3 protein-coding genes are annotated in these 4,604 nt (G+C 70.5%); 1 reads left to right on the top strand and 2 read right to left on the bottom strand.

Features of this window, described 5'->3' with window-relative positions; genetic code table 11:
- Window positions 1-1,641: chemotaxis protein CheA (locus D7W79_RS39140; protein ID WP_147442280.1), on the bottom strand; the 1,641-nt coding region annotated here is incomplete at its 3' end.
- A gap of 451 nt (window positions 1,642-2,092) precedes the next feature.
- Between D7W79_RS39140 and D7W79_RS39135 the strand changes: the two genes are divergently transcribed.
- On the top strand, window positions 2,093-3,880 hold the full coding sequence (locus D7W79_RS39135; protein ID WP_158617163.1) for a hydroxysqualene dehydroxylase: 1,788 nt from the start codon (window positions 2,093-2,095) through the stop codon (window positions 3,878-3,880).
- Between the two features lie 24 nt (window positions 3,881-3,904).
- Here the strand turns inward: D7W79_RS39135 and D7W79_RS39130 are convergent, their stop codons facing one another.
- Window positions 3,905-4,306 carry a cupin domain-containing protein gene (locus D7W79_RS39130; RefSeq protein ID WP_120530326.1) on the bottom strand — a complete coding sequence of 134 codons (402 nt, stop codon included), beginning with the start codon at window positions 4,304-4,306 and terminating at the stop codon, window positions 3,905-3,907.
- Window positions 4,307-4,604 lie beyond the last annotated feature (298 nt).

Genomic DNA, 4,604 nt, shown 5'->3' with positions numbered 1-4,604 from the left:
GAGGATGGCCCTGCGCACCAGCGCGGGCGTGTCCAGGAGGAGCCCCACCCGGCCGTCTCCCAGGATGGTGGAGCCGGAGATGCCGGGGATGCCCTGGAAGAGGCGCCCCAGGGGCCGGATGACGCGCTGGCCCTCGCCCTGGAGCTCGTCCACCGCCAGCCCGATGACGCCGTCCGGGTGCTTGAGGACGACCACGTTCTCCCGGGCCGGCGTGCCGCCTCCCAGGGAGAACACCTGGCGGAGCCGCAGGTAGGGCAGCGGCTGGCCGCGCAGCGACAGCACCCCGGAGGTCTCCGCCGTGCGCTCCCCGGCGGGGACCTCCATGCACTCCTGCACGCCCTCGATGGGGACGACGTACACCTGGTCCCCCACGCCCATGGCGAAGCCCTGGATGACGGCGAGCGTGAGCGGCAGCCGCAGCGTCAGCGTGGTGCCCTGCCCCTCCTGGCTGTGGATGGCGACGGAGCCGCGCAGGGCCTCGATGTCCCGGCGCACCACGTCCATGCCCACGCCGCGGCCGGACAGCTCCGTCACCGCGGTGGCCGTGGAGAAGCCGGGCTCGAAGATGAGGCGCAGGAGCTCGTCGTCGCGCAGCCGCTCGGGCGCCGCCACCAGCCCCATCCGCCGCGCGCGCTCGCGCACGCGTTCGCGCTGGATGCCCCGGCCGTCGTCGGACAGCTCCACCACGACGCTGCCGGCGTCATGGTAGGCCTTGAGCCGCAGGCGGCCCCGGGGGTCCTTGCCCGCCGCGCGCCGCTCGTCCGGCGTCTCGATGCCGTGGTCCAGCGCGTTGCGCAGGAGGTGGAGCAGCGGGTCGCGCAGCGCGTCCAGCACCGCGGTGTCCAGCGTGGCGTCCTCGCCCTCCAGCTCCAGCTGGGCCAGCTTCTGCTGGGAGCGGGCCAGGTCGCGCACGGTGCGCAGGTGCTGACGGAACAGCGGCCCCACCGGGACCATCCGCACCTTCATCACCTCTTCCTGGAGCGCCTCGAAGAGCGGATCCATCTCCCGCTGCTGCGTGAGGGCGTCCTCCCAGCTGGCGCCGGACTCCTCCGCGCGCGACAGGAACTGCGCCATCCGGCCCCGCGCCACGGACAGCTCCGCGGTGAGCGTGACGATGCGGTCCAGGCGCTCCATGTCCATGCGCGCGCGGCTTCGCGCCGTGCTCCGGGACTCCGGCATGCGCGGCAGGCCGGTGGGGATGGGCGGCGCCTCCGTGGGAGCGCCCGCGATGATGCCCTCGCGCAGCCGGACGAGGTGGGCCTGGTGCACCGCCCCCAGCGAGTCCACGCCCGCGAGCGAGGCCCGGGACAGGTCGCGCAGGTGATCCACCGCGCCGAGCAGCAGCGACACCCGCGTCTCATCCGGCTCCAGGCGCCCGTCGATCAGGGCCTGGAGCAGGTCCTCGACGCCGTGCGTGTAGTCCGTCACGGCCTGGAAGCCGAGCGACGCCGCCGCGCCCTTGAGCGTGTGGGCCCCGCGCAGGATGTCCTGGAGCAGCCCGTCCGCCGGAGAGACCTCGAGCGCGATGAGGTTCTCTTCCATGGAGGCGACCAACCCCTCCGCTTCATCCGCGAAGACGGCCAGCACCTTCTGCCATTCCGCGGTGGTCTCCGAGGTGATGTCTCCCGGGCCTGTCGTCACCCTCCGCCCCACGAGCGGAAGGAAGTCAGTACACGCATGGAGACAGGTGGAGGGTCCTTCAGGAATAGCGACATGCGCCCCCCTTCCTCGTGATGCAAGGCATTGCCGTGAAGGTGGGCCGACCCCCAGGCGAGGAATCAATCGAGAAGTCAACAATATCGAAACAAACAAAAAGACACAACCGCACCGGTGATTTCACGCACAGTTGGAATCAGCAGGAAGGCGAGGGCTGCGACCAAGCAGGACCTCTCAGGTTGGACGGGAGAAACCCTCGACGAGAGCATGTCTCACCTGTCACGAGTTACATGTTTCAAACCCATCCACACCCGACACGGTGCGTCTCATCCGTTCGCCCAAGACACCGCACTCGTGCTCCGGGGCGATGTGGACACCCCACGCCGTGCGCGACGCTCCCCCGCGAGCAGAGGACGAACAGCCGGGGAGATACCGCATGCCCAGCGTCATCGTGGTGGGAGGAGGCGTCGCGGGCCTGACGGCCGCGCACGAGTTGGTGGAGCGCGGCTTCGAGGTCCACGTCTACGACACGCGGACGACCTGGGGCGGCAAGGCCCGCTCGCAGCCGGTGCCCGGCACGGGGACGGAGGGGCGGCGCGACCTGCCAGGCGAGCACGGCTTCCGCTTCTACCCGCGCTTCTACCGCCACGTCATCGACCAGATGCAGCGCACGCCCGCGGTGCCCGGCGTGGCCACCCCCACCGTCGACCAGCACCTCCGGGCCACCACGGAGAGTGCCATCGCGATGGTCGACGAGGACACGTGGTACCGCTTCTCCCGCCGCAAGCTCGACAAGCCCTACGACGTCCTGGAGGCGCTGGAGCTGTTCTTCCAGAAGCTGGACTTCGACACGGCCGACACCAGCCTGTACGGCCTCAAGATCCTGCAATTCCTATCATCGAGTGAAGCTCGCCGGTTCGGCCAGTATGAGCGGCTTTCCTGGTGGGACTACTGCCAGGGGGATTTGTACTCGCCGAAGCTCCAGCGGCTGCTGCGGGCCGTCCCCCGCACGATGGTGGCCATGGATCCGAAGCGGGGCTCCGCGCGGACGATTGGCACCATCTCCATGCAGCTCATCCTCGACTTCGCGCAGAGCGGGGTGAACAACGACCGGACGATGGGCGGCCCCACCAGCCAGATGTGGCTCGACCCCTGGGTCGCCCATCTGCGCTCACTGGGCGTGCAGTTCCACGGGGGCGTGCGCTGCACCGGGTTCGACGTCGCGGGCGGGCGCATCTCCGGCATCCGCTTCGCCAACGGCGAGTCCCGCGCCTCGGACCACTACGTGCTCGCGGTGCCCCTGGAGGCGGCGCATGCGCTCATCACGCCGGAGCTGGCCGCGTTGGATCCAGCCCTGGCGCGGCTGCGCGCGTCGGACGTGGAGCAGCTGGTGTCGTGGATGGTGGGGCTCCAGTTCTTCCTCTACGAAGACGTGCCGCTGGTCCGGGGCCACACCTTCTATCCGGACTCGCCGTGGGCGCTGACGTCCATCTCGCAGCCGCAGTTCTGGCGGGAGCTGGGGTTGTTCCGCCGCCAGTTCGGGGATGGGCAGGTGGGCGGGCTGCTGTCCATCGACATCTCGGATTGGAACACGCCCGGCACGTTCGTGCCGAAGCGCGCGAAGGACTGCACGCCGGAGGAGATCAAGAAGGAGGTCTGGGGACAGCTCAAGGCGGCGCTCAACGGCCGGGACGCGGAGGAGCAGGTGCTGACCGACGAGCTGCTGCACTCCGTCCACCTGGACGCGGACCTGGACTACGGCGGCGGGCTGCCGCCGCGCAACACGTCCGGCCTGCTGGTCCATCCGCCGCGCTCCTGGGAGGTGCGTCCGGAGGCCGCGAGCGCCATTCCCAATCTCTGTCTCGCGGGGGACTACGTCCGCACGCACACGGACCTGGCCTCCATGGAGGGGGCGTGCGAGGGGGGCCGCCGCGCCGTCAATGCCATCCTCGACCGGACACAGTCACAGGCCCGCCGCGCCGACATCTGGCCCCTGGAGGAGCCGGCGTGGCTGGAGCCGTGGAAGCGCCTGGACGCGGCGCTGTACCAGCGCGGACGGCCGCACCTGTTCGAGCTGCTCGGCCTGCGCACCGCGCTCCAGGCCTCGGACGTGCTGCGCCGGTTCGCGGCCGTCACGGGCCTCACCGAGGTCGACGACTGGCTGGATCAATTCCGCGTCAGCGGCATGGTGGACACGCTGCTGGCGCGGCTGGGCATCCGCTGACCGCCGTGCCGGCGCCCGCCCGGGCTACTGGATGGACGGCTGCGCGGGCTCCTCCTGCTTGCCGGTCCGGGCCTGGGCGTAGTCCTCCGCGCCGGTGAAGTCGACGACGCGGCAGGGCTCATCCCCCACGACCCAGGCGTCATGGCCTGGCGGGACGAAGGCGACGTCGCCCGGCTCCAGGTCCAGCTCCTGGCCGTCGCGCATCTGGATGTGCATCCGCCCGGACAGCACGCTGAGGGTGTGGACCACCTCGCAGCTCTCCGTGCCCGCGAGGGGCTTCACGTCCTTCGACCATTGCCAGCCGGGTTCGAAGAAGCCCCGGCCGACGGTGAGCGCTCCCAGGTTCAGGACGGTGGCCTCTCCGTGTGCGATGAAAGGCCGGCGCTCGTCCGCCTCGTTGGCCTTCTTGATGATGGCGCGTGCCATGGTGCAGTCCCTCCGGTGAATGGGTCCCAGGAGAAAAGCTGGGGGCCACACGCGCAGGAGGAAAGGGTTCGGGCCCGGACGCGGGGGTGGACTGGAGCACGGGGTGTAGCGCCCGCCTCCACCTCCGTACCTTCGTGCCGCAGCAGCCGACCCGCGTCCCAAGGGAGTTGAGCCATGCGCCTTCCGTCGCGCCTTGCCCTGTGGGCATGTCTGGTCATCGCGCAGGGGTGTCGCACGCACGCCGAGCCGCCTCCCGCGCCTCCGCCCACGCCCTGTCTCTTCTACACATCTGACGCTG

It is taken from the genome of Corallococcus exercitus, from assembly GCF_003611585.1.
Classification (GTDB): domain Bacteria; phylum Myxococcota; class Myxococcia; order Myxococcales; family Myxococcaceae; genus Corallococcus; species Corallococcus exercitus.
Note: the sequence above shows the minus strand (reverse complement) of the source record. Positions and strands in the feature narration are given on the sequence as shown.